General features: G+C 67.5%; 25 protein-coding genes. 5 read left to right on the forward strand and 20 right to left on the reverse strand.

The annotated features are described in order from the left end of the window. The first annotated feature begins 43 nt into the window (after positions 1–43). From ABE960_RS00835 to ABE960_RS00850, 4 genes are read left to right on the forward strand one after another with little or no spacing between them, the layout of a single operon-like run. The gene (locus ABE960_RS00835; protein WP_349760321.1) at positions 44–964 is read left to right on the forward strand and encodes a branched-chain amino acid ABC transporter permease; all 921 of its coding nucleotides are present in this window, start codon (positions 44–46) and stop codon (positions 962–964) included. Continuing rightward, a complete protein-coding gene (locus ABE960_RS00840) occupies positions 957–1988 on the forward strand; it encodes a branched-chain amino acid ABC transporter permease (RefSeq protein WP_349760322.1) in 1032 nt (343 codons plus the stop codon). The genes ABE960_RS00835 and ABE960_RS00840 overlap by 8 nt, the downstream gene beginning before the upstream one ends. Beyond that, entirely contained in the window at positions 1981–2724 is a 744-nt protein-coding gene (locus ABE960_RS00845) for an ABC transporter ATP-binding protein (RefSeq protein ID WP_349760323.1), read from the forward strand. The genes ABE960_RS00840 and ABE960_RS00845 overlap by 8 nt, the downstream gene beginning before the upstream one ends. A gap of 1 nt (position 2725) precedes the next feature. After that, positions 2726–3406: an ABC transporter ATP-binding protein gene (locus tag ABE960_RS00850; protein WP_349760324.1), complete on the forward strand. Its 681-nt coding sequence runs from the start codon at positions 2726–2728 to the stop codon at positions 3404–3406. Between the two features lie 12 nt (positions 3407–3418). Here the strand turns inward: ABE960_RS00850 and ABE960_RS00855 are convergent, their stop codons facing one another. From ABE960_RS00855 to yrfG, 9 genes are all read right to left on the reverse strand, one after another. Beyond that, positions 3419–4267: an alpha/beta hydrolase gene (locus ABE960_RS00855; protein ID WP_349760325.1), complete on the reverse strand. Its 849-nt coding sequence runs from the start codon at positions 4265–4267 to the stop codon at positions 3419–3421. Positions 4268–4276: 9 nt separating this feature from the next. After that, positions 4277–4813 carry a disulfide bond formation protein B gene (locus ABE960_RS00860; RefSeq protein WP_349760326.1) on the reverse strand — a complete coding sequence of 179 codons (537 nt, stop codon included), beginning with the start codon at positions 4811–4813 and terminating at the stop codon, positions 4277–4279. Continuing rightward, positions 4810–6483 (reverse strand): glutamate--cysteine ligase, encoded by a 1674-nt coding sequence (gene gshA / locus ABE960_RS00865; protein ID WP_349760327.1) that lies wholly within the window; start codon positions 6481–6483, stop codon positions 4810–4812. The genes ABE960_RS00860 and gshA overlap by 4 nt, the downstream gene beginning before the upstream one ends. A 33-nt stretch (positions 6484–6516) precedes the next feature. Then, positions 6517–8880: a Tex family protein gene (locus ABE960_RS00870; protein WP_349760328.1), complete on the reverse strand. Its 2364-nt coding sequence runs from the start codon at positions 8878–8880 to the stop codon at positions 6517–6519. 56 nt (positions 8881–8936) lie between these two features. After that, positions 8937–9434, reverse strand: coding sequence for a peptide-methionine (R)-S-oxide reductase MsrB (msrB, locus tag ABE960_RS00875; protein ID WP_349760329.1), 498 nt, complete (start codon positions 9432–9434; stop codon positions 8937–8939). A gap of 93 nt (positions 9435–9527) precedes the next feature. After that, positions 9528–11096 (reverse strand): phosphoenolpyruvate carboxykinase, encoded by a 1569-nt coding sequence (locus ABE960_RS00880; protein WP_349760330.1) that lies wholly within the window; start codon positions 11094–11096, stop codon positions 9528–9530. Between the two features lie 271 nt (positions 11097–11367). After that, on the reverse strand, positions 11368–12243 hold the full coding sequence (gene hslO, locus ABE960_RS00885; RefSeq protein WP_349760331.1) for an Hsp33 family molecular chaperone HslO: 876 nt from the start codon (positions 12241–12243) through the stop codon (positions 11368–11370). 71 nt (positions 12244–12314) lie between these two features. Next, positions 12315–12701 carry a ribosome-associated heat shock protein Hsp15 gene (gene hslR, locus ABE960_RS00890; RefSeq protein ID WP_349760332.1) on the reverse strand — a complete coding sequence of 129 codons (387 nt, stop codon included), beginning with the start codon at positions 12699–12701 and terminating at the stop codon, positions 12315–12317. Beyond that, the gene (gene yrfG, locus ABE960_RS00895) at positions 12694–13377 is read right to left on the reverse strand and encodes a GMP/IMP nucleotidase (protein ID WP_349760333.1); all 684 of its coding nucleotides are present in this window, start codon (positions 13375–13377) and stop codon (positions 12694–12696) included. The genes hslR and yrfG overlap by 8 nt, the downstream gene beginning before the upstream one ends. A 155-nt stretch (positions 13378–13532) precedes the next feature. On the opposite strand from yrfG, the gene nudE reads away from it, so the two are divergent. Beyond that, positions 13533–14138 (forward strand): ADP compounds hydrolase NudE, encoded by a 606-nt coding sequence (nudE, locus tag ABE960_RS00900; RefSeq protein ID WP_349760334.1) that lies wholly within the window; start codon positions 13533–13535, stop codon positions 14136–14138. Between the two features lie 27 nt (positions 14139–14165). Here the strand turns inward: nudE and ABE960_RS00905 are convergent, their stop codons facing one another. The 11 genes from ABE960_RS00905 to ribH all read right to left on the reverse strand — a co-directional run bounded on the left by ABE960_RS00905 (position 14166) and on the right by ribH (position 25788). Continuing rightward, positions 14166–15272, reverse strand: a complete 1107-nt coding sequence (locus ABE960_RS00905; protein ID WP_349760335.1) for an oxidoreductase — start codon at positions 15270–15272, stop codon at positions 14166–14168. Positions 15273–15490: 218 nt separating this feature from the next. Further along, positions 15491–16102, reverse strand: coding sequence for a hypothetical protein (locus ABE960_RS00910; RefSeq protein WP_349760336.1), 612 nt, complete (start codon positions 16100–16102; stop codon positions 15491–15493). Between the two features lie 7 nt (positions 16103–16109). Then, positions 16110–16763 carry an ATP-binding cassette domain-containing protein gene (locus tag ABE960_RS00915; protein ID WP_349760337.1) on the reverse strand — a complete coding sequence of 218 codons (654 nt, stop codon included), beginning with the start codon at positions 16761–16763 and terminating at the stop codon, positions 16110–16112. Continuing rightward, positions 16747–18450: a thiamine/thiamine pyrophosphate ABC transporter permease gene (gene thiP, locus ABE960_RS00920; RefSeq protein WP_349760338.1), complete on the reverse strand. Its 1704-nt coding sequence runs from the start codon at positions 18448–18450 to the stop codon at positions 16747–16749. The genes ABE960_RS00915 and thiP overlap by 17 nt, the downstream gene beginning before the upstream one ends. Next, complete coding sequence (gene thiB / locus ABE960_RS00925) at positions 18426–19436, reverse strand: thiamine ABC transporter substrate binding subunit (RefSeq protein WP_349760339.1); 1011 nt, start codon at positions 19434–19436, stop codon at positions 18426–18428. The genes thiP and thiB overlap by 25 nt, the downstream gene beginning before the upstream one ends. Positions 19437–19508: 72 nt before the next feature. After that, positions 19509–21941: an endopeptidase La gene (gene lon, locus ABE960_RS00930; protein ID WP_349760340.1), complete on the reverse strand. Its 2433-nt coding sequence runs from the start codon at positions 21939–21941 to the stop codon at positions 19509–19511. Positions 21942–22019: 78 nt separating this feature from the next. After that, positions 22020–23267, reverse strand: a complete 1248-nt coding sequence (locus ABE960_RS00935) for a DUF945 family protein (RefSeq protein WP_349760341.1) — start codon at positions 23265–23267, stop codon at positions 22020–22022. Between the two features lie 78 nt (positions 23268–23345). Next, positions 23346–23819 (reverse strand): phosphatidylglycerophosphatase A family protein, encoded by a 474-nt coding sequence (locus ABE960_RS00940; RefSeq protein WP_349760342.1) that lies wholly within the window; start codon positions 23817–23819, stop codon positions 23346–23348. Next, a complete protein-coding gene (thiL, locus tag ABE960_RS00945) occupies positions 23816–24775 on the reverse strand; it encodes a thiamine-phosphate kinase (protein WP_349760343.1) in 960 nt (319 codons plus the stop codon). Before thiL ends, ABE960_RS00940 begins: the two co-directional genes overlap by 4 nt. Positions 24776–24787: 12 nt before the next feature. Next, positions 24788–25291, reverse strand: a complete 504-nt coding sequence (nusB, locus tag ABE960_RS00950) for a transcription antitermination factor NusB (protein WP_349760344.1) — start codon at positions 25289–25291, stop codon at positions 24788–24790. Beyond that, positions 25288–25788, reverse strand: coding sequence for a 6,7-dimethyl-8-ribityllumazine synthase (gene ribH / locus ABE960_RS00955; protein WP_349760345.1), 501 nt, complete (start codon positions 25786–25788; stop codon positions 25288–25290). The genes nusB and ribH overlap by 4 nt, the downstream gene beginning before the upstream one ends. Positions 25789–25870 lie beyond the last annotated feature (82 nt).

Raw genomic sequence — 25870 nt, forward strand, 5'->3', positions numbered from 1 at the left:
TCGCGGCCCGGTTGCCCCGCTCCCCAGCCATGGACCCCCTGTCGTGAGCCTAACCTTGCTGATCGAGCAACTCATCAACGGCCTGCAGCTCGGTACCATGCTGTTCCTGATGGCCAGCGGATTGACGCTGGTGTTCGGCGTGATGGGGCTCATCAACCTGGCCCACGGTTCCTTCTACATGGTCGGAGCCTATGTGACCGCCCTGGCCACCGCCTCGACCGGCTCCTTCCTGCTGGGCCTGGCCGCCGGCACCCTCGCGGCCGCCGTCGCGGGTGGCGTGGTGGAGTTGCTGGTAATTCGGCGACTCTACCGACGCCCGCACCTGGACCAGGTACTGGCCACCTTCGCCCTGATCCTGATCTTTTCGGAGGGCACGCGCTGGCTCTTCGGCTCCTCGCCGTTGTGGCTCAGCCCGCCCGAGTGGCTGTCAGGCTCCGTGGCGCTGCCCGGCGGTTCACGATATCCCGTCTACCGACTGATGATCATCGCCGTGGGCGTGATCATCGCCGCCGGGCTCTACCTGCTGATCTCTCACACGCGGCTGGGCATGCGCATCCGCGCCGGCGAGAGCGACCGCGAGATGATCGGTGCGCTGGGCATCGACATCCAGCGGCTCTACACCCTGGTGTTCGCCCTGGGCGCCGCCCTGGCGGGACTCGCCGGCTCCCTGGTGGGCGGGCTGCAATCGGTGCAGGTGGGAATGGGCGAGCCGGTGCTGATCCTGGCCTTCGTGGTGATCGTCATCGGCGGCATCGGCTCGATCAAGGGCGCCCTGCTGGGCGCGGTACTGGTCGGCGTGGTGGACACCCTTGGGCGCATCTTCCTGCCGACCCTGTTCGGGCATTTCATGAGCCCATCGGAGGCCGCCGGTGTCGGCACCGCACTCGCCGCCATGCTGATCTACATCCTCATGGCCGTCATCCTTGCCTTCAAGCCGAAGGGACTCTTTGCCGCCCATGACTGAGCCCCCCCACGATACTTTCCCCGTCCTCGAACGATCGGGCGCACCGCGGCCCTGGCGCCATCGTCAGGGCCTGGTACAGCTCGGGCTGCTGGCGTTGACGCTGCTGGCCCCGCTACTGGCGCACCTGCTGGGCGAAGCCTACTACGTCAACCTGGCCACCCGCATCGTTCTGGTGGCGATGGCGGGGGTGGGACTGAACCTGGCCCTGGGCTACGGCGGCATGATCAGCTTCGGCCATGCGGCCTACTTCGGGGTGGGAGGCTATGCGGCCGGCATCAGCGCCTACCACGCCTTCGACGGCAGCCTGCTGATGGGCCTGCCCGGCAGCGACGACATGCTCGTGATCTGGCTGGTGGCGCTGCTGGCGTGCGGCCTGCTGGCACTCGTGATCGGTGCCGTCTCGCTGCGCACCGGCGGGGTCTACTTCATCATGATCACCTTGGCCTTCGCCCAGATGGTCTACTACTTCGCCAATTCCTGGCCGAGCTACGGCGGGCAGGACGGCCTGCCGATCTACCTGCGCAATGGCCTTCCAATGGTCGACAGCCAGGACCCGCTGAGTTTCTTCCTGATCTGCTTCGCCCTGCTGCTGCTCGCCATGGCGATCACCTCGAGGCTGATGGCGTCACGCTTCGGCGCTGCCCTGACCATGGCGCGGCTCAACGAGACCCGGCTGGCCACTGCCGGCATCTCGCCCTACCCCATCCGCCTCACGGCCTTCGTCATCTCGGCCATGATTACCGGGCTCGCCGGCGCCCTCTATGCGGACCTCAACGGCTTCGTCAGCCCCGCCATGCTCAGCTGGCACATGTCGGGGGAGCTGATGGTGATCGTCATCCTCGGCGGGGTCGGTCGTCTCTACGGGCCGCTGGCCGGCGCCATCGTCTATGTGCTGATGGAGACCCTGCTGGGCGGGCTGACCGAATACTGGCAGTTCTTCCTCGGCCTGGTGCTGCTCGGCGTGGTGCTGTTCGCAAGGCAAGGCGTGATCGGCTGGCTGGCCGGGGGGGAGCCGCATGGGTGAGGTGGTGCTGTCGATCGAGGGGCTGCACAAGCGCTTCGGCGCCCTTGAGGCCACCCGGGACGTCTCGCTGGACCTGCGGGCCGGCGAGATCCATGCCCTGATCGGTCCCAACGGGGCCGGCAAGTCGACCCTGATCGCCCAGATCGCCGGCAGTCTCAGGCCCGACGAGGGACGCATTCATCTTGCAGAGCGCGACATCACCGGGCTGGGCGTCGCCGCCCGGGCCCGCCTCGGCCTCGGTCGCAGCTTCCAGGTCTCGTCGCTGGCCGAGCCCCTCAGCGCGCTGCGCAACGTGATGATCGGTGCCCAGGCGCGGGCGGGCCACAGCTTCCGCTTCTGGACGCCGGTGGCACGCGACGCGCGGCTGGTCACCCCGGCCCGGAAGGCACTGGAGCGGGTGCACCTGGGCCACCGTGCCGACACCCCGGTGGCGGCCCTTTCCCACGGCGAGCGCCGGCAGGTGGAGGTGGCCTGTGCCCTGGTGCTCGAGCCCCGCGCCTTGCTGCTCGACGAGCCCATGGCGGGCCTCGGGCCGGAGGGCTCGGCGCGACTCACCGAGCTGCTCGAGACCCTGAAACGCGAGGTCCCCATCCTGCTGATCGAGCACGACATGGACGCGGTCTTCCGGCTGGCGGACCGCCTCTCCGTGCTGGTCGACGGCAGCGTCCTCGCCCATGGCGACAGTGACGCCATTCGGCGTGACCCGCGCGTTCGGGAGGCCTACCTGGGAGACTGAGATGCTCACGATCACCGACCTCGAGACCTTCTACGGGCCGTCCCAGGCGCTGTTCGGCGTCAGCCTCCATGTCGAGGCTGGCGAGATGGTGGCCCTGATGGGGCGCAACGGCATGGGCAAGACCACCACCATCCGCTCGCTGTTCGGCCTGACCCCGGCGCGCCGGGGGCGGATCGAGTTCGAGTCCCGGGAACTGCGGCGGCTGCCGGCGTACCGCATCGCCCAGCGCGGTCTCGGGCTGGTGCCCGAGGGGCGCCGATGCTTTCCCAACCTCTCGGTGCGCGAGAACCTGGTCGTCACCGCCCGGACCGGCCCCTGGGACCAGGCTCGGGTCGAGGCACTCTTTCCGCGGCTGGCCGAGAGACGAAACCAGATGGCCGAGACCCTGTCGGGCGGAGAGCAGCAGATGCTCGCCATCGGCCGGGCACTGATGACCAACCCCCGCCTGCTGGTGCTCGACGAGGCCACCGAGGGCCTGGCCCCGGTGATCCGCCAGGAGATCTGGTCGGCGCTTCGCCGGCTCAAGGCCGAGGGTCAGTCGACCCTGATCGTCGACAAGTCACTCAGCGAGCTGCTGCCGGTCGCCGACCGCTGCACGATCCTGGAGAAGGGACGCACGGCATGGACGGGCAGGCCCGAGGCACTGGACCACCGACTCCGCGACCGCTACCTGGGGGTATAGGCGGCGCGCCCCTCAGCGATGGAAGGCGGCGATCTCGTCGATGAAGCGCCCGCCGGGGCGATAGTGGTCGAGAATCGAGAAGTGGTCGTCGCCGGAGAGCAGCTCGCTTTCGACCCGACACCCCTGCCTTCTCAGGTGCGCGGCCTGGGCCTGCATCTGGCGAGCGAACTCATCTGACTCCTCGCTGCCGGCGACGAGACGCACCTCGGCCGGCACGCGGCAGAGCTGCAGCACGGGGCTGTAGTCTCTCACGTCACGACCGGTGAGCTGGAGCTTGGGCTGCAGCCAGGACCAGGGGAAGGGCGCGAGGTCGTAGAGGCCGCTGATCGAGAGGGCGCCGCGGATCAGGTCGTCGGGCAGGCCGTACTCCTCTTCCCATCGGGTGGCGAGCAGCATGGCGCACAGGTGCCCCCCCGCGGAGTGGCCGGAGACGCTGAGCTGATTCGGATCCACGCCCAGCGACGCCCCATGGCTATGCATCCAGGCCACCGCCGCCCGGCTCTGGCGGACCACCTCGCCGAAGCGCACTGCGGGACAGAGGGCATAGTTGACTACCGCCACGGTGATGCCCGATGCCACCAGGCCGTCGGCGACGAAGCCGAACTCGGCGTGACCCAGCGCGCGCCAGTAGCCGCCATGGAAGAAGAGATGCACCGGACCGCCCTCGATGCCGCTTTCGAAGACATCCATGCATTCGGCCAGGGTCGGCCCATAGGCCAGGTCGGGCGTCAGGCGATGGTGCTGACGCGAGCGGGCGCTGCGCGAGCGCCAGTCGGCGATCAGGGCCGCGCCATCGCGCCCCCGCATGGGGTCATAGGCCCGGTCGATCTCCTCCTGGGAGGCCAGGTGGCGATAGAGCATGACGCCTGCCTATCCCACCCAGCGAAAGCCGGGGTGAGGCCGGTTGGCCAACAGCAGCAGGCCCAGCGGGGCAAGCGCAAGCACCAGGAAGCCAAGCAGGGTCCAGCCGGGCAGCGAGATGCCCAGCAGGAGGAAGCTGATCTCGGCACATTCACCAGAGCCCGTGAACACCCGGGACACCACCTGCTGCCATGGCAGGATCTCCATCATGTAGTCGAGCCCCGGGCCGCAGGTCGGCACCTTGTCGGCCGGCAGCGACTGCAGCCACAGGTGGCGCCCGGCCGCGGCGATGCCGCCACCCACGGCAGCCAGCGACATCAGCCCGTAGAGCACCGCCCCGAGGCGGCCGTCGGGGTTGTGGAGCGCGGCCACCAGGAATACCGCAGCGGCGGCAAGCACCGCCACCCGCTGGAAGATGCACAGCGGGCAGGGCTCCAGCCCGACGACATGCTCGAGCACCAGGGCCACGCCCATCATCAACACGCAGAAAGCGAGGCCGGCGAGGCTCCACTCGCGCACGTCCAGGCGTCGAAGATCGTCGATCATGATGTCTCTCCCGTCTGCAGCGGAGTAACGCTTCTGACCTCGCGGGCACGCTCGAAGTAGCGGGCCAGGAAGGTATCGAAGTCCTCGTCGTCCGCGGCCTCGATGTCCGCCTGTTGTGTGTGGGAGGTCGCCACCATCTCGTCGAACAGCGCCTCACGGGCCGGGTCCATGGGCGTGTCGCGAAAGCCCTGCGCCTGTTCCCGGGCGAGGCCCAGCATCGCCTCGAGGAAGGATTCGCCGGTCGACTCGAGCCGCGCCAGCATCTGCCCGGAGGGCGTCAGTGCCGGATCATCGAGACGCGGAGCCAGGGCGGCCAGGGCCTCGCCATGGGGCTCGCCCTCTTCCTGTCGGTCGAGCAGTTCCGCCACCGGGACCATCTCGGCAAGTATCTCCCCGCCCCAGTCGGCGATGGCGCGATGCCGGGCGCCCTGCAGCAGGCGAAGCGTGGGGTCCCTGCCTCGCTCCACCACCAGGCGGCGGTTGTCGTCCAGCCGGTCACACTCGTCATCGGGTATCCACGGGCTCTCGCTGAGCAGGCACCACATCAGGAAGGTGTCGATGAAGCGAATCTGGGTCTCGTCGACGCCCAGCGACAGGAAGGGATTGAGGTCGAGGCAACGCACCTCGATGTACTCGACCCCGCGGGCCTCCAGCGCCTGGCTGGGCGTCTCGCCCTGGCGCGTCACCCGCTTGGGGCGGATGTCGCTGTAGTACTCGTTCTCGATCTGCAGGATATTGGCGTTGAGCTGGCGCCACTCGCCCGTCTCGTTCACGCCCAGTTTCCGGTAGTCCTGCCAGGGGGTGGCGATGGCGTGACGCAGGGTGTTGACGTAGTTGGATAGCGAGTTGAAGCAGATCTTGAGCTGCTCCTGGACCTTGTTCTGGTACCCCAGGTCCGACATGCGAAGGCTGGTGGCATGGTTCGATACCAGGGTGTCCTCTCCATGTCGGCGAAGCTTTCGCGGGACGTCGCCGGTAGGCATGAAGCTGCGGTCAAGCGCCGGCGAGGCGCCGAAGAGGTAGAGCAGCAGCCAGCTGTGGCGACGAAAATTGCGGATCAGGCCGAAATAGCGCGCCGAGCGGTAGTCACTCAACGACGTATCGGTATCACCGTCGATCTCGCGCAGCAGCTGCCAGAGGTCATCGGGCAGCGAGACGTTGTAGTGCACCCCGGCGATGGACTGCATGATCCGCCCGTAGCGCAGGTCCAGCCCCTTGCGGTAGACATGCTTCATGACGCCCACGTTGGAGGCGCCGTAGTCGGCGATGGGCACGCTGTCGTTGCCGTCGAGTCGTGCCGGCATGCTCGCCGGCCAGATCAGCTCGCCTTCCAGGTGACGGTAGCTGAAACGGTGCAGGTCGCCGAGGAAGTCCATGGCATCACTCGGCCGGCAATAGACCGGGGTAATGTACTCAAGCAGCGCCTCGGAGTAGTCGGTGGTGATGTGCGGATGGGTCAGCTTGGACCCCAGGGCCGCCGGATGCGGAGTGGCGGCGATACGCCCCTCGCCATCGACACGCAGCCCTTCCTTTTCGATGCCGCGCCGCAGTCGGCCGACTCGACCCTGGTCGGCCAGTTCCTTGAGTCGATCGACACGGGCGATAAGCGATTCGGACAAGATGGTCACCCCATGTGTGGTAAGGCGGGCGCCTGGGCGCCCGACAAGCATCAGATTATGGCGCCGGACGGCGGCGCCTTCAGGTCAGCGGTCCTTTCTGGCCTGCAGCAGCGCCTCGCCCAGGGCGCCCATCTGCCCCCCCTGCTCCGGCGCCTTGCTGCGGGCGGCCTTGCCGCGGTCACGGGTCTCGCCGGGCGCCCGGCGCGCCTTGCCGGCGGGCCGGCCATCGCCCTGGGCGTCGGGCTGGTCATCCAGCCGCATGGTCAGGCCGATGCGCGAGCGCGGAAGGTCCACGCTCATCACCTTGACCCTGACGATATCACCGGCCTTGACCACCGTTCGCGGGTCCTCGATGAAGCGATCGGAGAGCGCCGAGATGTGCACCAGGCCATCCTGGTGAACGCCGATATCGACGAAGGCGCCGAAGTGGGTGACGTTGGTCACGCTGCCCTCGAGGATCATGCCGGGCTCGAGATCCTTGAGGGTCTCGACACCCTCACGGAACTCGGCGGCCTTGAACTCGGGGCGCGGGTCGCGTCCCGGCTTGTCGAGCTCGGCGAGGATATCGCTGACCGTGGGCACGCCGAAGCGCTCGTCGGCAAACTCGGCGGGCTTGAGCGACTTCAGGGTGGTGCTGTCGCCGATCAGGCCGGCCAGGTCGCGACCGCTTCGGCTGGCGATACGCTCCACCAGCGGATAGGCCTCGGGGTGAACGGCGCTGGCGTCCAGCGGGTTGACGCCGTTCATGATGCGCAGGAAGCCCGCACACTGCTCGAAGGTCTTTGGCCCCAGCCGGCTGACGTCGAGCAGCGCCCGGCGGCTGGTGAAGGCCCCTTCGGTGTTGCGCCGGGCGACGATGTTGTCGGCCAGCGCAGCATTGAGGCCGGCCACCCGGGAAAGCAACGCGCTTGAGGAGGTATTGAGATCCACGCCCACGGCGTTGACGCAATCCTCGATCACCGCCTCCAGGCTCTTCGACAGCTGCAGCTGGGAAACGTCGTGCTGGTACTGGCCCACGCCGATGGACTTGGGCTCGATCTTGACCAGTTCCGCCAGCGGGTCCTGCAGACGACGGGCGATGGAGACCGCGCCGCGGATGCTGACGTCGAGGTCCGGAAACTCCCGGGAGGCGAACTCCGAGGCGGAGTAGACCGAGGCGCCGGCCTCGCTGACCATCACCTTGGCGAGATGACGCTTGCCCCGCCCTTGAGACGAAGAGAAGGCCTTGACCAGTTCGCCGGCCAGGCGATCGGTCTCGCGGCTGGCGGTGCCGTTGCCCACGGCGATCAGCGCCACGTCGTGCTTATCCACCAGCTTCGCCAGCTCGGCAAGCGAGGCCTCCCAGGCGTTGCGGGGCGCATGGGGATAGATGGTGGCATGCTCGAGGAACTGCCCGGTGGCATCCACCACCGCCACCTTGCAGCCGGTGCGCAGGCCGGGGTCGATGGCGAGCGTCGCCTTCTGGCCCGCCGGGGCGGCCAGCAGAAGGTCCTTGAGGTTGGCGGCGAAGACCTCGATGGCCTCCTGCTCGGCGCGTTCGCGCAGGCGCCCCATCAGCTCGGTCTCGAGGTGTGTGTAGAGCTTGACCCGCCATGTCCAGCGCACCACCTCGGCGAGCCAGCGGTCGGCGGGGCGTCCCTGGTCACTGATCGAGAAGTGCCGGGCGATGGCCACCTGGGCCGGGTGGACCGGGACGTCTTCCTCGCCGGGCAGGCGCAGGGTCAGCGCCAGCACGCCCTCGTTGCGGCCTCGGAACATCGCCAGCGCCCGGTGCGAAGGCACCTTCGCGAGCGCCTCGTCATGCTCGAAGTAGTCTGAGAACTTGGCGCCCTCCTGCTCCTTGCCGGCGATCAGCCGGGCACACAGCTCGCCCTCGCTCCACAGCCTTTCACGAAGACGGCCCACCAACTCGGGCTCTTCGGCGAAGCGCTCCATGAGGATCTGCTTGGCGCCGTCCAGGGCCGCCTTGGCGTCCTCGATGGCGGGAATGTCGCCATCGGCGGCGCGAAGGTAGCGCGCCGCCTCCGTCTCGGGATCCAGGCCGGGATCGGCCAGCAGCGCATCGGCCAGCGGCTCGAGTCCCGCCTCGCGGGCGATCTGGGCCTTGGTGCGACGCTTCTTCTTGTAGGGGAGATAGAGGTCTTCCAGACGCTGCTTGGTACCGGCGGCGCGGATACTGGCGGCCAGCGCGTCGGTAAGCTTGCCCTGCTCGTCGATGGCGGCCAGCACGGCCTCCCGTCGCTCCTCCAGCTCTCGCAGGTAGGCGAGTCGCTCATGGAGCTGGCGCAGCTGGATATCATCCAGCCCGCCGGTAACTTCCTTGCGGTAGCGGGCGATGAAGGGAACGGTGGCCCCGCCGTCGAGCAGCTCCACCGTGGCCGAGACCTGCGGCGGACGAACGGCGAGTTCCTCGGCGAGGCGGGTGATGATCTTGTCGTGTGCGTCCATGAAATCCTTGGCAATCAAACGTCCAGACGATCGCGACAAGGTATCACAATCGTCGTTCAGGCGGGGACGAATCGCAGTGCCAGGCCATTGTTGCACCAGCGCAGGCCGGTGGGCGCCGGGCCGTCCTCGAACACGTGGCCCTGGTGGCCGCCGCAGCGGGCGCAATGGTACTCGGTACGTGGCCAGATGGCCTTGTAGTCGACCTTGCTGAGCAGGTGTCCTTCCACATGCTCGAAGAAGCTTGGCCAGCCGGTACCGGAATCGTACTTCATGGCGCTGGTGAAGAGCACCAGATCGCAGCCCGCGCAGTGGAACTCGCCTTCCCGCGTTTCCTTGTCCAGGGGGCTGGAGAACGCCGGCTCGGTACCCTCCTTGCGCAGGATATCGAACTGCGCCTCGGTCAAGCGCTCCCGCCACTCGGCCTCGGAAAGCTCCAGCACCTCGAGGCCCGCGGCACGCTTCAGATCAGGCTTGGGCCGGGCCAGGGCCAGCCCGGGGATCAGGCCGACGATGCCGCCTGCCCCCACCAGCCCGAGGAAATGACGTCGTTTCATGATCGTCTCCATATAGATGCGAAAGGGGGAAGGGCTTGTTCCCTTCCCCCCTAGGACCACCGACCTTGCCGACGGTTCGCGATGACCTGACCGTCAGACCAGGCTGGGACCGGCCTTGAGGATCGACTCGTTGACGCCGTCGAACTTCTTGAAGTTCTCGACGAACTTGGCGGCCAGCTCGTCCCGCTTGCGGTCATAGGCGGCCTTGTCTTCCCAGGTTTCCCGCGGGTCGAGCAGGCTGGAGTCGACGCCCGGTACGGCAGTGGGCACGGCCAGGTTCAGGCCCTCGACCGAACGGGTCGCGACGTCACGCAGCGCGCCGGACTGGATGGCGCTGATGATGGCGCGGGTGGTCGGAATGGAGAAGCGCGCGCCGCCCTCGCCGTAGGCACCGCCGGTCCAGCCGGTGTTGACCAGATAGACCTGGGCATCCTTCTCGGACACGCGGCGAACCAGCAGGTCGGCATACTCCCGGGCCGGGCGCGGGAAGAAGGGTGCACCGAAGCAGGTGGAGAAGGTCGCCTCGAGACCGGCAGAGGAGCCGACCTCGGTGGACCCGACCTTGGCGGTGTAGCCCGAGAGGAAGTGGTAGGCCGCGGCTTCCTTGGACAGCACGGAAACCGGCGGCAGCACGCCGCTCATGTCGCAGGTCAGGAAGATGATGGCATTGGGTTCGTCGGCACGGTTCTCGACCACGCGCTTCTCGACATGCTCCAGCGGGTAGGCGGCACGGGAGTTCTGGGTCAGGCTGTCGTCGACATAGTCCGGCTCATGGCGGTCATCGAGGACCACGTTCTCAAGCACGGTGCCGAACTTGATGGCATTCCAGATGATCGGCTCGTTCTTCTCGGAAAGGTCGATGCACTTGGCATAGCAGCCGCCCTCGATGTTGAAGACGGTGCCCGGTCCCCAGCCATGCTCGTCATCGCCGATCAGGAAGCGCGCCGGGTCGGCGGACAGGGTGGTCTTGCCGGTACCGGAGAGGCCGAAGAACAGGGTGGTCTCGCCATCCTCGCCCACGTTGGCGGAGCAGTGCATCGGCAGCACATCGGCGGCCGGCAGCAGGAAGTTCTGGACCGAGAACATCGCCTTCTTCATCTCGCCGGCATAGCGCATGCCGGCGATCAGCACCTTCTTCTGGGCGAAGTCGAGGATGACGCAGCCGTCTGAGTTGGTGCCATCCCGGGCCGGATCGCACTCGAACCAGGGCGCATTGAGGATGGTCCACTCGTCCTTGGTCGACGGATTGTAGGCCTCTGGGCGCACGAACATGGTCCGGCCGAACAGGTTATGCCAGGCGGTCTCGGTGGTGACGCGGACCGGCAGGTAGTGGACGGGGTCGCTGCCGACGTGAAGTTCGGAGACATAGGACCCGCTGCTGGCCAGGTAGTCCTCGACTCGCGTCCAGAGCGCATCGAACCTGCCGGCCGAGAAGGGACGATTGACGCTGCCCCAGTCGATCTGGCCGCTGGTGCTCGGCTCGTCGACGATGTAACGGTCCTTGGGGGAGCGACCGGTGCGCGCGCCGGTGTTGACCACCAGGGCGCCATTGGCGGCCAGGTGACCTTCCCCGTTGGCCACGGCCCGCTCGATCAGCTCGGCACTGCAGAGGTTGACGTGGGAAGTGGCGGCTTGCTGGGGGGCGGCTTGAGTCGTGGTCATGTCGTTTCCTGGGCCTTGCGGCCGCTTCTCTCTCGTGTGCCGGGCGTCGGTGACGCAACGTGGGTCATGCCATGATCGCCGCGTGCGGGGGTATTCCCGTCTAGTCATTGGCGATCGAACCGGAAAATCGGCGCCATTATGGCAAAAAGCCGGCCGCCGGGAAACGCCATTTTTGGGCGAAGTTCTTGTAGTTTTACTACTACATCGACGCCGTTCACTACCGCTCACTCCAGGACGCATGCTGCCCTGCAGCACTCGGCAGCGACCCCGGTCAATGCACGATGGGTGGCGGCCCCTGTGGGGCTTCCAGCATCGCCTCGATCTCCACGGCCGAGAACTCGTAGCGGGTATGGCAGAAGTGGCACTGGGTCTCGATGCCGCCCTGCTCTGCCAGCACTTCGCGGAGCTCCTGCCCGCCCAGGGTCATCAGACCGTTGGCGATGCGCTCGCGAGAACAGGTGCATCCGAAGCGCAAGGACTTGGGGTCGAAGACCCGGACCTCCTCCTCGTGGTAGAGCCGACGCAGGACCTCGAGCTGCTCGAGGCCCAGCAGTTCCTCGTCCTTGAGTGTCTCGGCAAGCTGTACGGTGCGCTCCCAGGCATCGTCATCCTGATTGATCGACTCATCGGGTAGTCGCTGCAGGAGCAGCCCACCGGCACGCCGGCCGTCGGCGCGGAGCCAAAGCCGGGTGGGCAGCTGCTCGGACTGGGCGAAGTAGGCGGCCAGGCAACCCGCCAGGCTGTCGTGCTCGAGGGCCACGATGCCCTGGTAGCGATGGCCACCGGTCGGGTCGAGGGTGATCACGATCTGTCCCTCACCCACCAGCTCGCGGAAGCCTGCATCGTCGCCGGGAATCGCCGCATCCTCGGCCAGACGGGCGATGGCGCGCAGCTCACCTCCGGGGTTGGATTCGGCCATCAGCAGGGAAAGCGCTCCCTGTCCGCGCACCTCGATGCTCAGGGTGCCGTCGAGCTTCACGGTGTCGGTGAGCAGGGCCACCGCACACAGCAGTTCGCCCAGCAGGTGATTCACCGCGGCCGGGTAGTCATGACGCTCGAGCACCTCGGCATAGGATCGCTCGAGGGTGACGATCTCGCCGCGCACGTTGGTACGTTCGAAGAGAAAACGCTGGATCTGGTCGTTCATGTCGTCTGGAACCTGAATGGTGAATAGCAAATGCGGGGGGGGGCTGTCGGGCATGGAAACCGAGCACAGGCTCACTCGCCGGAGCGCTCCTGGAACCGCTTTATTTCCCGGCGCTGCTTCTTGTCGGGTCGCTTGAGCGGGTGCTGCATGGCCTGGTTGGTCAGGCGCCGCGCCTCGGCCTCGCGTTCGCGGCGCTCGATGCTATCGGACGTCTCGACATAGAGCGCCCGGGCTTCGGGTGCCCCGCGACGCTGGTCGGAGAGGGCCAGCACCTCGACTTCCATGATGTCCCACCCCTGAGGGACCTTGACCAGCGCGCCGACCTCGACGCCCTTGCTGGTCTTGGCTCGGCCCCCGTTGTAGTGGACCTTGCCGCCCTCGATGGCCTTCTTGGCGAGTGCCCGGGTCTTGAAGAAGCGTGCCGCCCAGAGCCACTTGTCGAGTCGAACGCTATCCATGGCTTGCTCCGGGAATCGACGGCCGATCATCGGGCAGGATGCTGGCGAAGCGATCCAGGGCGATGAACTCCTCGAGTTCCTTCTCAGGCCGGCGGCTGTTCGGCTGCTTGATGCCCAGCAGGTGGCGGATGCCGAACTCGCGAGCGCTCTCGAGCACCGAGGCGTTGTCGTCGATGAAAAGGGTCCGCTCGGGATCGAAGGGCTCGATCTCCTGCAGGGCAAACCAGAAGGCCTGCTCCTCCTTGGGCACGCCGAGATCCGCCGAGGAGACGATGGCGTCGAGGTAATCCTCGAGCCCGGTGAGCGGCAGCTTGAGCGCCAGGCTCTCACGATCGGCGTTGGTGGCCAGCACGACCCGGGGGTGGGCCGCCTTCAACCACTGCAGGAAATCCAGGGCGTCGCTGCGAAGGCCGATCAGGTGCTGCACCTCCCGCTTCAGCGCGACCACATCGACCCCCAGTTCGCGGCTCCAGTAGGCCAGGCTGTACCAGTTGAGGGTGCCCTGCTCACGGATGATTCGCGCGCGCACCTCCGCCTGGGTGGAGTCGTCGAGACGGTGCAACTCCACATAGCGGCGCGGCAGGTGCTCGAGCCAGAAGTGGCTGTCGAAGTGCAGGTCCAGCAGGGTGCCGTCCATGTCCAGCAGGACGGTATCGATGGCGCGCCAGTCGATCATCGCTACTCCGGGAGTGAGTCGGGGGCCGTTGGGACGTAGTATTGTATCGAATCGCCATGGATGACGCATAACGCCCGTCATCTCCCACGCCCCTACCGCTCGCCCTATCGATCTCCCTATCCATTTCCCTATCCATCGCCAAACGGAATACCGCCATGTCAGACCCGCACGATGCCTCCCGACACTGGCCTATCAAGCCACAGATCCTCGACCGCCGCAGCGTGGCGCGCAGTCGCCTTTTCCACGTGGAGGAGCTGGACCTGCGCTTCTCCAATGGCGCCGAACGCACCTTCGAGCGGCTCACCGGCACCGGCCAGGGTGTCGGCGCGGTGATGATCGTGGCCATGCCGGACCCCGAACACGTGCTGCTGATCCGCGAATATGCCGCCGGCTTCGAGGACTACGTACTGACCCTGCCCAAGGGGCTCGTGGACCCGGGCGAGGACATCGTCACCGCGGCCAATCGCGAGCTGATGGAAGAGTGCGGCTTCGGCGCCCATCGCATCGAGCCACTGGTGGAGCTGTCGCTGGCCCCCAACTACATGCGCCACCGCATGCAGGTCCTGCTGGCCACCGACCTCTATCCCAAGCGGCTGCCGGGTGACGAGCCCGAGCCGCTGGTCGTCGAGACCCACGCCATCGACGAATTGTCGGCATTGCTGGCCCGGGAGGACTTCCACGAGGCCAGAGCCATCGCGGCACTGTTCATCGCCAGGGACAAGCTGCGCAGCGAGGCTCCCGACGAGGCCGGGCTCTGGTGAGCCCGGCGCGGTCCGCGACGATGCCGCCTAGTGACTCTGCAACCGGCGAACCTTGCTGTCGCCTTCCTTGAGCTTTACCCAGCGGCCCTGGCGATAGCTGTCGAGCCCCGTTTCCAGGAGAGTCATCACGTCCAGGGCTGACTCGCTGGTCACCGGCGGAGATGTGCCCTTGAGCAGCGCCTCGGCGATGCCGGAATAATAGGCGGTGTAGTCGCCCGGCACGACCGGTGCCTCGCGGCTCACCAGGGCGACCGACTCGCGGGTTTCCTCTTCGTCTCCCCCTCCCTCTTCAAGGGTGAGCGTGCCGGGCCAGGCATCCACGCCCCAGCCCGGCATCGGCTGCTGTCCCGCCTTGAGCCACCCCTCCTGGGGGTCCAGCCCGTATTTGACGAAACTGCCGCGGGTCCCATGTACCCGGAAGCGGGGCGTCGGCTCGGCCACCAGGGAACTGGCCTGCAGGGTCACCCGCAGGTGGTCATACTCCAGCAATGCCAGAAAGTCATCGTCCACCTCGGCCCCCTCGCGGGCGGTGGCCAGCTCGAGCAAAATCGACCGGGGCATGCCGAAGAGCTCGTGGACCTGATCCAGCAGGTGCGGCCCCAGGTCATACCAGATGCCGCCGCCCGGCTGGTGGCGCTCGCGCCAGCGGTCGGTGACCCGGGGTCGGAAGCGGTCGAATCGCGACTCCAGGGCCACCACCCGGCCGAGGGTCCCGGCATCGATCAGCGCCTTGAGGGTCAGGAAATCGCTGTCCCAGCGGCGATTGTGAAAGACACTAAGCAAGCGCTCAACCAGGTCGGCCTGGGCCTTGAGCAGGCGGGCCTCGGAGACGGTGATGCTGAAGGGCTTGTCGATCACCACGTGCTTGCCGGCATTCAGTGCCGCCTTGGCCAGCGGGAAGTGGGTCTCGTTGGGGGTGGCGATCACCACCAGATCGATGTCGCGTCGAGCGAACAGCTGCGCCGCCTTGGGCAGCACCTCGACCCCCGGATGATCGACCTGGACCCGCTCGGGATCGCCGCTGACCACGGCAGCGAGTTCCAGGCTCGGCGCCGCCTGGATGAGCGGCGCATGGAAGGTGCGTCCGGCCATTCCGAAGCCAACCAGGCCGACGCTGATAGTCTTTGTCTTCATGATGTCGGCTTCCCTGCAGGTGTCACGAAACCCGGCACTCGGCCGGGATGGGCATGCCGGTGGCGGCTCTTCAAGCCTAGTCCAGCTTCGCCAGGTCTCGCACCGCGCCCTTGTCGGCGGTGGTGGTGCGCACACGATACTCGGGCATGGTGTTCTCTTTTCTTGAGCGGTATCCAGTGGAGGCGATTCTGTCATGGGGCCGCACGGCAGGCCAGTGGCTAGGACAACACCAGCGGGCTGGTGTCGGGCAGCGACTCAGTGCCGTAGAGCACCCAGACGTCCAGCGCCGGACCGAGATCCTTCATCAGTAGCAGCGCCCCCTGCTGGTGTGCCAGCGTATCGCGGGCACAGATGCCGGCATCGACCTCCCCTGCCAGAAGCCCCTCGGCAACGGCCACAATCGTGGCGTAGTGGCGCTGCTCGGCAAAGGCCGAGAGGTCGGTGTAGTGGCGGGTGGCCGGTTGCAGCCCCACGCTGAACGGCTCTGCCACCTTGACGCGTCTCAGCAGTGCCAGGGGGCGACTGCCGGCGACGAAGGTATCCACCGGAAAGGCACGATGCATGGTGCGACCCACACAGTCGGCATGGCTGAAGTGCGCTGTACACTGCAGCACCCGATCGACGTGGCCTGACACCAGCGCCTCGAAGGCCTCGGGAAAGGCATCGAATAACTGAACCCGCGCCTCGGCGGGGCCGCGCCGCCGGGGCGGATAGCCCTTGCCGGTGAGGTGGCCCGCGCCGTGGCGTTTCTGGTCTCCCCCGACAACACCTTCATCTCCGGCGACACTCTTGTCATCGATGACGGCGCCAGCGTGGCGATGTAGCCTCAATGCTCGCTTAGGCGACAGGCACCAGCCGCCCCATCTCGAGCCGACTGCGCCGGTCGGCCAGTGCCTCGATGTCGTCTCGGTCGTGGCTGACCAGCAGCACGGCGGCCCCCGCCGCCTTCTGCCGGCGGACCAGGCCCCAGAGCCCATCGCGGGTCGTCTCGTCGAGCCCGGAGAAGGGCTCGTCGAGCAGCAGGATCCGCGAGCCGCGCAGCAACGCCCGCAGCAGCGCCACCCTCTGGCGCTGGCCGCCGGAGAGCTCCGAGGGCAGGCGGTCATGCAGGCCCTCGAGGCCCACCTCCGCCAGTCCCTCCCGGACCCGGGCGCGCTGTTCCCGGGACAGGCGCATGTCCGGTGCCAGGCCGAGCCCCACGTTGAGCCAGACCGGCAGCTGGTCGAAGAGGTTGTGCTCCTGGAAGACGGTGGTGATGCCGCGCTCCCATGGCGGCAGCGCCAGCAGGTCCTGGCGCTGCCAGGCGAGGCTGCCGCCGGCCGGTTCCAGGAAGCCAGCCAGCAGGCCGAGCAGGGTACTCTTTCCGGCACCCGAGGGGCCCTCCACCGACAGACACTCCCCGGAGGCGAGCCGGAAGCTGAAATCGAAGTCCGGTGTTTCACCGGGATCAAAGCGATCGTAATGAAAGATCAGGTCACGGCACTCGAGCATGGCGCTCCTCGCGGGCGAAGCGGTTCCAGGGATAGCGGGGCGTGCTGCGGGTCAGCAGGCCGAGCAGCACGAACACCAGCACCACCAGCGCCAGCAGCAGCAGCGCCGTGGCGGCGGCGCCCTGCCAGCGATAGCCGCCCAGCTGCTGATAGAGCAGCATGGGCAAGGTCGGCGCCGAAGGGCTACCGAACAGGGCGATCACGCTGAAGTCGCCAAGCGACAGGGTCATGGCATAGGCCAATGCCAGGGCCAGGGGACGACGCAGCCGCGGCCAGACCAGCCAGCGCAGCCGGACGCGCCCGCGGATGCCGAACTGGTCGGCCAGGCGTTCCTCGGGGGTCGACAGGCCAGGCAGTGCCCCACGGATCACCTGCATCGCGAAGGGCAACGCCATGAAGGCATTGACCAGCACCACCAGGCCATAGCCCTGCCAGCCGCTGCCCAGGGTCGGGCGCAGCAGCAGGAAGAGCCCGGTCCCCAGCACCAGCGACGGGATCACCAGGATCAGCTGGCCGCCCCCCTCCATCAGCAGCGCCGCTATCCCGTGCCGTCGGGCCTTGAGCCATCGGCTGCCCGCAAGCAGGGCCAGGGCGATGGCCAGGGCACCGAGCGCCGCGGCCAGGGCCATGACCAGGCTGCGTGCCGTCGCAGGCCAGAGGCTCGCCTGGTGTGGCAACTCCGGAAGCCCGGCCAGGCCCGCGACCAGTACGGCAACCAGGGGGGGCAGCAGAAGCGCCGCCAGCGCGGTGAGCCAGATGGCGTCGGTGGCCATTGAGGCGCCGACGGCGTCGCGGCGACGCCAGCGCCCGCCGGCCGGCAGGGAGACGCTGCCCACCACCAGCGAGGGCGTGCCGCCCCGGGAGAGGGCCAGCAGCCAAAGCGACAGGCAGAGGGTCAGCTGGGTCAGCGCCAGCAGGGCCGCCAGCGCCAGGTCATGGTCGAACTTCAGCGCCTGATAGAGCGCCACTTCCAGGGTCGAGGAGCGCGGACCGCCGCCCAGCGTCATGACGATGGCGAAGCTGGTGAAGCAGAGCGTGAAGACCAGCGCCGCCAGCCTCGGCAGCAAGGGCTTGAGGTTCGGCCACTCCAGGGTGCGCCACAGTGCGACCCGCGTCAGGCCCAGTTGCGAGGCCAGCCGCCAGTGCGCCGGGGGTGCCGTCTCCAGGACCTGCAGCATCAGCCGGGCCGAGAGCGGCAGGTTGTAGAAGACATGGGCCAGCACGATGCCTGAGAGGCCATAGAGGTACCCCGACTCCGACCCGGCCAGCCACTCCCAGAGCGGTGCCGCCCAGCCGCGGCGGCCGTGCACGGCCACCAGGCCAAACAGGCCGATCAGGGTAGGCAGCACCAGCGAGAGTTCCATGGCACGCAGCAGCAGGCCCCGCCCCGGGAAGCGCGGGCGCCGTGCCAGGGCCAGGGCCACCGGCACGGCGAGCCCCACGGCCAGCAGGGTCGAGAGGGTCGCTTGCCAGAGGGTGAAGCGCAGCACCGCGGCGAGCCAGGGCTCCTGCCACAGGGCCGCCGGATGCAGTCCCCGCGCCTGCCACAGCAGGGCGCCGAGACTGCCAAGCCCCAGCCCCGCCACCGCCGTCAGGGCAGCGAGGCCGAGACCCGGCGGCCAGCGGGACAGAGTGGCCCAGCGCGCAGGCGCGGCTGCGCCGGTCAGCGCACGCTGGCGTTCAGCCACTCGCGAATCCAGTCACGACGCTGCGCGCGGACCTCCTCGGGCGTGAAGGTGAGGCTCTCGGGCTGTATCAGCCGGTCGAAGACCTCGGGCAACTCGTCGCCCAGATCGATGGCCGGATTCATGACGTTGCCCAGCGGGATATGACGCTGGAAGTCCGGCGTCAGGATGAAGGCGAGGAAATCCCGAGCCAGTGCCGGCTCCCCGGTGGATCGCAGCATCGCGGCGGTCTCCACCTGCAGGTAGTGCCCCTCCTCGAACTCGGCGGCCTGGTAGCGCTCGGTCTCCTCTACCGCCATGTGGTATGCCGGAGAGGTGGCATACGACAGCACCATGGGCGCCTCGCCGTTCATGAACAGCGAGAAGTAGGCCTGGCTCCAGCCGTTGGTGACGGCGAGCACCCGCTCGTTGAGCCGTTCCCAGATGGCCGGGGCCTGGTCGCCATAGACCTTCCTGATCCACAGCAGCAGCCCCTGACCGGTGACGCTGGTACGCGGGTCCTGGAGGATCAACCGGACGTCCTCGGGGGCCTCGAGCAACTCGGCGAAGCTGCCCGGCGGCGTCTCGAGCTGCTCGGTGTCATAGACGAAGGCGAAGTGACCCCAGTCGTAGGGCAGGAAGGTATCGTCGTCCCAGTCGACGGGAAGCGCCAGCGGCGCCAGGTCGGCATTGTGGGGGGCCAGCAGGTCCAGCTCGCGTGCCTCGGCCATCAGGTTCATGTCCAGGCCCAGCACCAGATCCGCCCCGCTGCCCTCACCTTCCAGGCGCAGGCGCTGGAGGATGTCGATCCCGCCGGGCAAAGCCACGAACTGCAGGTCGCAATCGCCGCAGCGAGCCTCGAAGGCTTCCTCGATGCCCGGACCCGGGCCCCACTCGGAAACGAAGGAGTCATAGGTGTAGACCGTCAGGGTGCGCTCGGCGGCGGCGGCCGTTGCGCCGGCGCTGAGGCCGGCCAGGGCCAGGACGCCTGCCGCGATCATGGGGTGCATGGTGGTTCCTCTTGTGGGGTCGGGGGATAGTGCGTCACGCACCCGGGTCGTCGCAATGGCTGACCGCGATGGCTAGCCGAACACCACCCCGGCCACGTCGCGGAAATGGCCGGCGAAATGCACCGTCATGCCCTCCTTGAGGTATTCGGGCAACTCATCGTAGTCGCGGCGGTTCGCCTCGGGCAGGATCAGCTCGACGATCTCGCTGCGGCGTGCCGCGATAACCTTCTCACGGATGCCGCCCACCGGCAGCACCTGGCCGGTCAGGGTGAGCTCGCCGGTCATGGCCAGGGGCCGGTCGATGGAGCGATGCCTGGCCAGCGACAGTAACGACGTGGCCATGGTCACCCCGGCCGAGGGACCGTCCTTGGGCGTGGCCCCCTCCGGCACATGAAGATGCACGAAGGCCGAGTCGAAGAAGTCCGCATCGGCCCCGTAGTCGCCCAGGTGGCCGAGCACGTAGCTGTAGGCGATGTTGGCCGATTCCTTCATCACGTCGCCCAGCTGGCCGGTGAGCTTGAAGCCGCGATCCAGGGCGTGCACCTTGCCGGCTTCCACGGAGAGCGTGGCCCCGCCCATGGCGGTCCAGGCCAGCCCCGTGACCACGCCCTCGCCCTGCATCACCTTGTCCCTTCGGAAGATCGGCGCGCCGAGGAACGTCTCGAGGTTGTTCACCGAGACCCGCACCGACTGCTGATCACCCTCCAGCAGCTTCACGGCCGCCTTGCGCACGATGCGGTGCAGCTGCTTCTCGAGCTGGCGCACCCCGGCCTCCCGGGCGTAGCCCTCGATGACCTGCCGCAGGGCCGCATCGGTGAGGTTGATGCGCTTCTTGGGGATGTTGTCGCGCTTGAGCAGCTTGGGCCAGAGGAAGTGCTTGGCGATGGCCACCTTCTCCTCGGCGATGTAGCCCGAGAGGCGGATCTGCTCCATGCGGTCGAGCAGCGCCGGGGGGATCGAGTCCAGGGTATTGGCGGTACAGACGAAGAGCACCTTGGAGAGGTCCAGGCGCACGTCGAGGTAATGGTCGAGGAAGTCGACATTCTGCTCCGGATCAAGCACCTCAAGCAGCGCCGAGGCAGGATCGCCCTGAAAGGACTGTCCCATCTTGTCGATCTCGTCGAGCATGATCACCGGGTTCTCGACCTCGACTTCCTTGATGGCCTGGACCAGCTTGCCGGGCATGGCGCCGATGTAGGTGCGACGATGGCCCTTTATCTCGGCCTCGTCACGCATCCCGCCGACCGAGAAGCGGTAGAACTCACGCCCCAGGGCCTCGGCGATGGAGCGCCCCACCGAGGTCTTGCCGACCCCCGGGGGCCCGACCAGCAGCAGGATCGATCCGCCAACGTCGCCCTTGAAGGTGCCCTCGGCGAGGAACTCGACGATGCGCTCCTTGACGTCGCTGAGGCCGTCATGATCGCGATCGAGGACCGTGCGGGCGTGGCCCAGGTCGAGCTGGTCCTGACTGTAGACACCCCAGGGCATGGCGGTGAGCCAGTCGAGGTAGTTGCGGGTGGTGCCATATTCCGGCGAGCCGGTTTCCAGTACCGAGAGCTTGTCGAGCTCGTCGTTGATGCGCTCCATGACCCGCTCGGGCACCACGCACCCCTCGAGTCTCGCCCGGAAGGTGTCGACGTCGTTCTCGCGGTCATCCTTGGAGATGCCCAGCTCACGCTGGATCACCTTGAGCTGCTCGCGCAGGAAGAACTCGCGCTGGCGCTCCTGCATCTGGGCATTGACCTGCTCGCTGATCTCGCTCTGCAGCTGGGCGACCTCGATCTCCTTGCGCAGCAGCGGCAGCACCTTCTGCATGCGGTCCATGACCGGCAGGGTCTCCAGCACATCCTGCAGCTCGTGCCCCTTGGCCGAGGTGATCGCCGCGGCGAAGTCGGTCAGCGGCCCAGGCTCATGGGGACTGAAGCGGTTCAGGTAATGCTTGAGCTCCTCGCCATAGAGCGGGTTGATCGGCAGCAGCTCCTTGATGCCGTTGATCAGCGCCATCGCATAGGCACGTGTCTCGTCTTCCTCGGCATCCACCGGTTCGCGGGGATAGCTCACCTCCACCAGGTAGGGAGGCTTCCTCGAAAGCCAGCGCTGGATGCGAAAGCGCCGCATGCCCTGGGCGATGAACTGGATCTGCTGGTCCTCGCCCTGCAGCTTGTGCACCCTGACCGCGGTGCCGATCTCGGGGAACTCCTCACTGCCGAGATCCTCCACGCCGGTCTCGCCGACGAAGGCCAGGCCGACGGTACGGTGCGGCGTGTTGCCGACGCAGTGGATGGTCTCCTCCCAGCGCTCGCGGTTGATCACCAACGGCTGGACCTGGGCGGGAAAGAAGGGCCGATTGTGGATCGGCAGCAGGTAGATACGCTCCGGCAGGGAGTCGCTGGCGGGCACCACCGCCTGGTGACTACCCGCACCCGGTATCTCGTCGTCGAAGACGTCATCGTCACTGGCATGGATCCAGTCCAGGCCATCCTGCATATCGTGGTCGTCGCTCATGCGTTCCTCGTCCTGGATCATCGGGAGCTATTCCCGGGGCTGCCCTCAGGAATGCGGGCGACGGGGCCAGACTTCAAGTCACTGTAGCCGCTCGAGGGCCGGTGGCAGAGGCCGTCCATTGATCCTGACACGGCCACGCACCACATCGATTTCCAGGTCCTTGGTTCCCAACGGCAGGCCGAGCCACAGCGCCACCACCTGAGGCACCTGGTTCCAGGCGATGTCCCCGAAGAGCCGTGAACGCCAACGGGCCTGTTCTCCGGGGTCGCCCAGCGCGACCAGATTCAGTTCATCGAGCCTGCGCGCATCGAAGAACAGCGCCCCGTCGCCACGAGCGTCCAGCCCCAGCATGGGGCTGTCGAGGTCGATGGCAAGGATGTCCAGCCGAGGGGAATCCTCGAGCATGCCCAGCAGGTCGGCCTCGAGGCGAGCCAGCAGTTCCCTGCCTTGCCGGCCGATATCACCCCGGGCCGCCTCGTAGCGCAGCACGGCCAGCACGTTGCGCAGCGCGTTGGCATTGATCCGCGACAGCTCCACGTCGATGCGACCGGTAAGCAGCACCTGGTCGGCGGTGACCAGCCGATCCAGAAGCAGCTCACTGTGGATGCGCAACTCCTCCTCGTCGAGGGACGTGCGGCTTTGCAGGACGAGCCCGTCGGCGTCCAGGTCGAGGTCCGGCTGGCGCCAGGACAGGCGCTCCACCCTGAGCAGGTCCTGCTGGGTGAAGTGATAGGCACCCTCGGTATAGGCATAGCGGCTCTCCAGCGTCACCGGGCCGGCCTCCAGGGTGGTCAGGCCATCGCTGAGCCGCCAGGGCGCGAAGATGGCCTGAAGACGCCAATCCCCGTAGACACCACCGAAGGTGACCTGCCCGCCGCGGAACTCGAATTCGCGCGCCTCCTGGCTGACGATGAAGGGTGCAAGCTGGAAGCGCCCTCGAAGGGAAGCCCCCAGGGTATAGTAGCGGGCTTGCCAGAGGGGCGGGGAAGAGGGCAGCAGATCGCCGAAAAGGCGACGGCCGTCAGTGCCGAGATGGGGCCGCAGCTCGCCGTCGATTCGTGTGCTGATCACCCCGTGACGTGCCTCATAGGGCAGCTCGAGGTGCCAGGCCCGGCCGAAACGGGGGGTCAGGTGGATGGTGCCGCGAGAGTCGAGCCATCCCCGGTCGACATCGGTTCGCTCGACCTCCAGTTCTCCCCTGGCGGCGAGATCCTCGAGGGCTCGGGCCAGCTCCCGTTCGAAGAGTACGCTGGCGATGAACTGGGCCACGCCCCAGAGCAGCGCCAGCCCCACCACCACAGGGACGATCAGTCGTTCCTTGCGCATCATGGCATTCCTTGTCCGCACCGCATCCAGGCCATTCCCGTGTCACCCGGCAGGAGAGAGGTCTGCCGGGCAGCCGGATCAGTGGAGCCAGAACCAAAGGTGCATGATACTCCATGCATAGATGGCGGCGAGGACGTCATCGATCATGATGCCGAAGCCGCCGGCGACCCGCCGGTCCGCCCAGCGGATCGGCCAGGGCTTGAAGACATCGAAGATACGGAACAGCACGAACCCCCACAGGGCGGCCTCCCAGGAGAAGGGCACGGCGGCCATGGTCAGCCAGTAGCCGACGAACTCGTCCCAGACGATGCCGGAGTGGTCGTGCACCCCCAGGTCGCGGGAGGTCTTGTCACAGAGCCAGACGCCCCACAGGAAGGTCACCACCACCAGGCCCAGGTACCAGTTCAGCGGCAGCTCGGACATGAGCCAGTAGAAGGGGATGGCGGCCAGGGTACCGAAGGTCCCGGGCGCGAAGGGCACGGTACCGCTGCCCAGCCCGAAGGCCAGGAAGTGCACCGGACGCCGCCAGACGCTGGCGGGAGCATGGTTCATGGGGCACCGCCTCCCTGGAAGTGCTGCCAGCCGCGCTCGCCGCTGACCGCCACCCCGCGCACGCCGGGCGCCTCGCTCACCCGGCCGACCTGGGTGAGCGCCAGGCCGAGCGCTGCCAGCCTCTCGCGGGCTTCGTCGAGATGCTCGGGCGGCAGGGCCACCAGCAGCTCGTAGTCATCACCGCCATGCAGCCCCGCCTCGAGGGCGCGCTCCTCGCCGAGCGCCGCCGAGAGCCCCTCGGCCAGGGGCAGGGTCTCGGGGGTCAGCTCGGCCCCGACGCCGGAACACTCGAGCACATGACCGAGGTCGGCCAGCAGGCCGTCAGAGATATCGATGGCGGCCATGGCAAGGCCGCGCAGCGCCAGGCCCACCTCGAGGCGCGGAAGGGGATGGAGGTAGCGTTTCAGCAGTGGATGACCGGCGTCTCGCTCGCCGCGCCGCCACAGGGCCAGCCCCCCGGCGCCGCCACCCAGCGCACCGGTCACCGCCAGCACATCGCCCGGGCGCGCCCCGCTGCGAGTCAGCGCTTGCTCCGGCGGCACCTCCCCCATCACCGTCACGCCGATCGAAAGCGACCCGCGGGTGACGTCGCCACCCACCAGGGCGGTGCCGGTGGCAGCGCAGAGCTCATGGAAGCCGCGGGCGAAGTCCGCCAGCCAGGGGCCGTCATCCGACGCCGGCAGGGTCAGCGACATCAGGCACCAGCGGGCACGGGCACCCATGGCGGCGAGGTCACTCAGGCTGACCGCCAGCGCTCGATGACCCACCGCCGCGGCCGGGGCCTCCTCGGGAAAGTGGACCCCTGCCACTGAGGTATCGACGCTGACGGCCAGCCGCTGGCCCGGCGTCGGAACCAGCAGGGTGCAGTCGTCACCCACACCCAGGCTCACGCCGTCCTCCGCCCCGGGCGGGTCGGGCGTGAAGTAGCGAGTGATGAGTTCGAATTCGCTGTGCATCGGGGCTGACCTTCAGCGGCGGCGAGCGGTGACCTCGACGGAACGCAGGCGACTGGCAAGCTTGTCGAGGATGCCATTGACGTACTTGTGTCCATCCGTGGCACCGAAGGACTTGGCGAGCTCCACACCCTCGTTGATCACCGCACGGTACGGCACTTCCATGCGCCGGGAAAGCTCGTAGGCGCCCAGGCGGAGGATCGCCAGCTCAATGGGGTCGAGTTCCTCGAGGCGGCGGTCGAGCAGCGGGGAGATGGCGGCATCGAGCTCCTGCCAATCACGCGCCACGTTGTGCAGAAGTTCGTGGAAGAGCGCGAGGTCGGCGATCTCCATGACCTTGCGCCAGTTCTCGTGGTCCTCGAGGTCATCGTCGGCCACCTGGCTGCGGAACTCCGACTCCACGGAGGTAATCGACTTGCCGGTCATCTGCCACTGGTAGAGGCCCTGGACGGCCAGTTCGCGGGCCGCATGGCGCGACAGCTGGGCCTTGGAGGGGCCCCGCATCCGCTCACCGCTCATTGCTCGCCCCCATCGTCGGCGTCATCGCCGAAACAGCGCAGCAGCGAGACCATCTCCATGGCCGCCATGGCTGCCTCGGCGCCCTTGTTGCCGGCCTTGGTGCCAGCGCGCTCGATGGCCTGCTCGATGGACTCGACGGTCAGCACGCCATTGGCCACCGGCGTGTCGAACTCCAGCTGCAGACTGCCCATGGCCGTGTTGCACCCTCCGGCCACGTACTCGAAATGAGGGGTGCCGCCGCGGATGACCGCCCCCAGGGCGATGACCGCATCGGGGCGTGCCACCTGCAGCACGCGCTTGATGGCCAGGGGCAGCTCCCAGGCGCCTGGCACGTGGACGATATCGATGCCTTGAGGGTCCACGCCATGGCGCACCAGGCTATCCACGGCGCCTTCGACCAGGCTGTCCACCACATGATGGTTGAAACGGCCGACCACGATGACGTAGCGACCATCGACGTCGATGAAGCTGCCTTCGACTTGGGAAATCGGTTGCATGGTTCTGTGTCCTGAAAGATCCGGTGCTGGAGGGTCCGGAGGCATGGCCGCGGCCATGCCATCATGTGAAAGGAGAGCGTGG

This window comes from Halomonas aquatica (assembly GCF_040196335.1).
GTDB classification, from domain to species: domain Bacteria; phylum Pseudomonadota; class Gammaproteobacteria; order Pseudomonadales; family Halomonadaceae; genus Halomonas; species Halomonas aquatica.

Excerpts from the sequence above, each read along its gene's own strand:
- ABE960_RS00850 (WP_349760324.1), top strand. The coding sequence starts at position 2,726 with ATGCTCACGATCACCGACCTCGAGACCTTCTACGGGCCGTCCCAGGCG.
- gshA (WP_349760327.1), bottom strand. The coding sequence starts at position 6,483 with ATGCTTGTCGGGCGCCCAGGCGCCCGCCTTACCACACATGGGGTGACC.
- ABE960_RS00935 (WP_349760341.1), bottom strand. The coding sequence starts at position 23,267 with ATGCGCAAGGAACGACTGATCGTCCCTGTGGTGGTGGGGCTGGCGCTG.
- lon (WP_349760340.1), bottom strand. The coding sequence starts at position 21,941 with ATGAGCGACGACCACGATATGCAGGATGGCCTGGACTGGATCCATGCC.
- ABE960_RS00855 (WP_349760325.1), bottom strand. The coding sequence starts at position 4,267 with ATGCTCTATCGCCACCTGGCCTCCCAGGAGGAGATCGACCGGGCCTAT.
- ABE960_RS00915 (WP_349760337.1), bottom strand. The coding sequence starts at position 16,763 with ATGCTCGAGTGCCGTGACCTGATCTTTCATTACGATCGCTTTGATCCC.
- thiB (WP_349760339.1), bottom strand. The coding sequence starts at position 19,436 with ATGCACCCCATGATCGCGGCAGGCGTCCTGGCCCTGGCCGGCCTCAGC.
- hslO (WP_349760331.1), bottom strand. The coding sequence starts at position 12,243 with ATGAACGACCAGATCCAGCGTTTTCTCTTCGAACGTACCAACGTGCGC.
- ABE960_RS00840 (WP_349760322.1), top strand. The coding sequence starts at position 957 with ATGACTGAGCCCCCCCACGATACTTTCCCCGTCCTCGAACGATCGGGC.
- ribH (WP_349760345.1), bottom strand. The coding sequence starts at position 25,788 with ATGCAACCGATTTCCCAAGTCGAAGGCAGCTTCATCGACGTCGATGGT.
- nusB (WP_349760344.1), bottom strand. The coding sequence starts at position 25,291 with ATGAGCGGTGAGCGGATGCGGGGCCCCTCCAAGGCCCAGCTGTCGCGC.
- msrB (WP_349760329.1), bottom strand. The coding sequence starts at position 9,434 with ATGAAACGACGTCATTTCCTCGGGCTGGTGGGGGCAGGCGGCATCGTC.
- nudE (WP_349760334.1), top strand. The coding sequence starts at position 13,533 with ATGTCAGACCCGCACGATGCCTCCCGACACTGGCCTATCAAGCCACAG.
- ABE960_RS00870 (WP_349760328.1), bottom strand. The coding sequence starts at position 8,880 with ATGGACGCACACGACAAGATCATCACCCGCCTCGCCGAGGAACTCGCC.
- ABE960_RS00860 (WP_349760326.1), bottom strand. The coding sequence starts at position 4,813 with ATGATCGACGATCTTCGACGCCTGGACGTGCGCGAGTGGAGCCTCGCC.
- thiL (WP_349760343.1), bottom strand. The coding sequence starts at position 24,775 with ATGCACAGCGAATTCGAACTCATCACTCGCTACTTCACGCCCGACCCG.
- ABE960_RS00940 (WP_349760342.1), bottom strand. The coding sequence starts at position 23,819 with ATGAACCATGCTCCCGCCAGCGTCTGGCGGCGTCCGGTGCACTTCCTG.
- hslR (WP_349760332.1), bottom strand. The coding sequence starts at position 12,701 with ATGGATAGCGTTCGACTCGACAAGTGGCTCTGGGCGGCACGCTTCTTC.
- yrfG (WP_349760333.1), bottom strand. The coding sequence starts at position 13,377 with ATGATCGACTGGCGCGCCATCGATACCGTCCTGCTGGACATGGACGGC.
- ABE960_RS00845 (WP_349760323.1), top strand. The coding sequence starts at position 1,981 with ATGGGTGAGGTGGTGCTGTCGATCGAGGGGCTGCACAAGCGCTTCGGC.
- ABE960_RS00905 (WP_349760335.1), bottom strand. The coding sequence starts at position 15,272 with ATGAAGACAAAGACTATCAGCGTCGGCCTGGTTGGCTTCGGAATGGCC.
- ABE960_RS00880 (WP_349760330.1), bottom strand. The coding sequence starts at position 11,096 with ATGACCACGACTCAAGCCGCCCCCCAGCAAGCCGCCACTTCCCACGTC.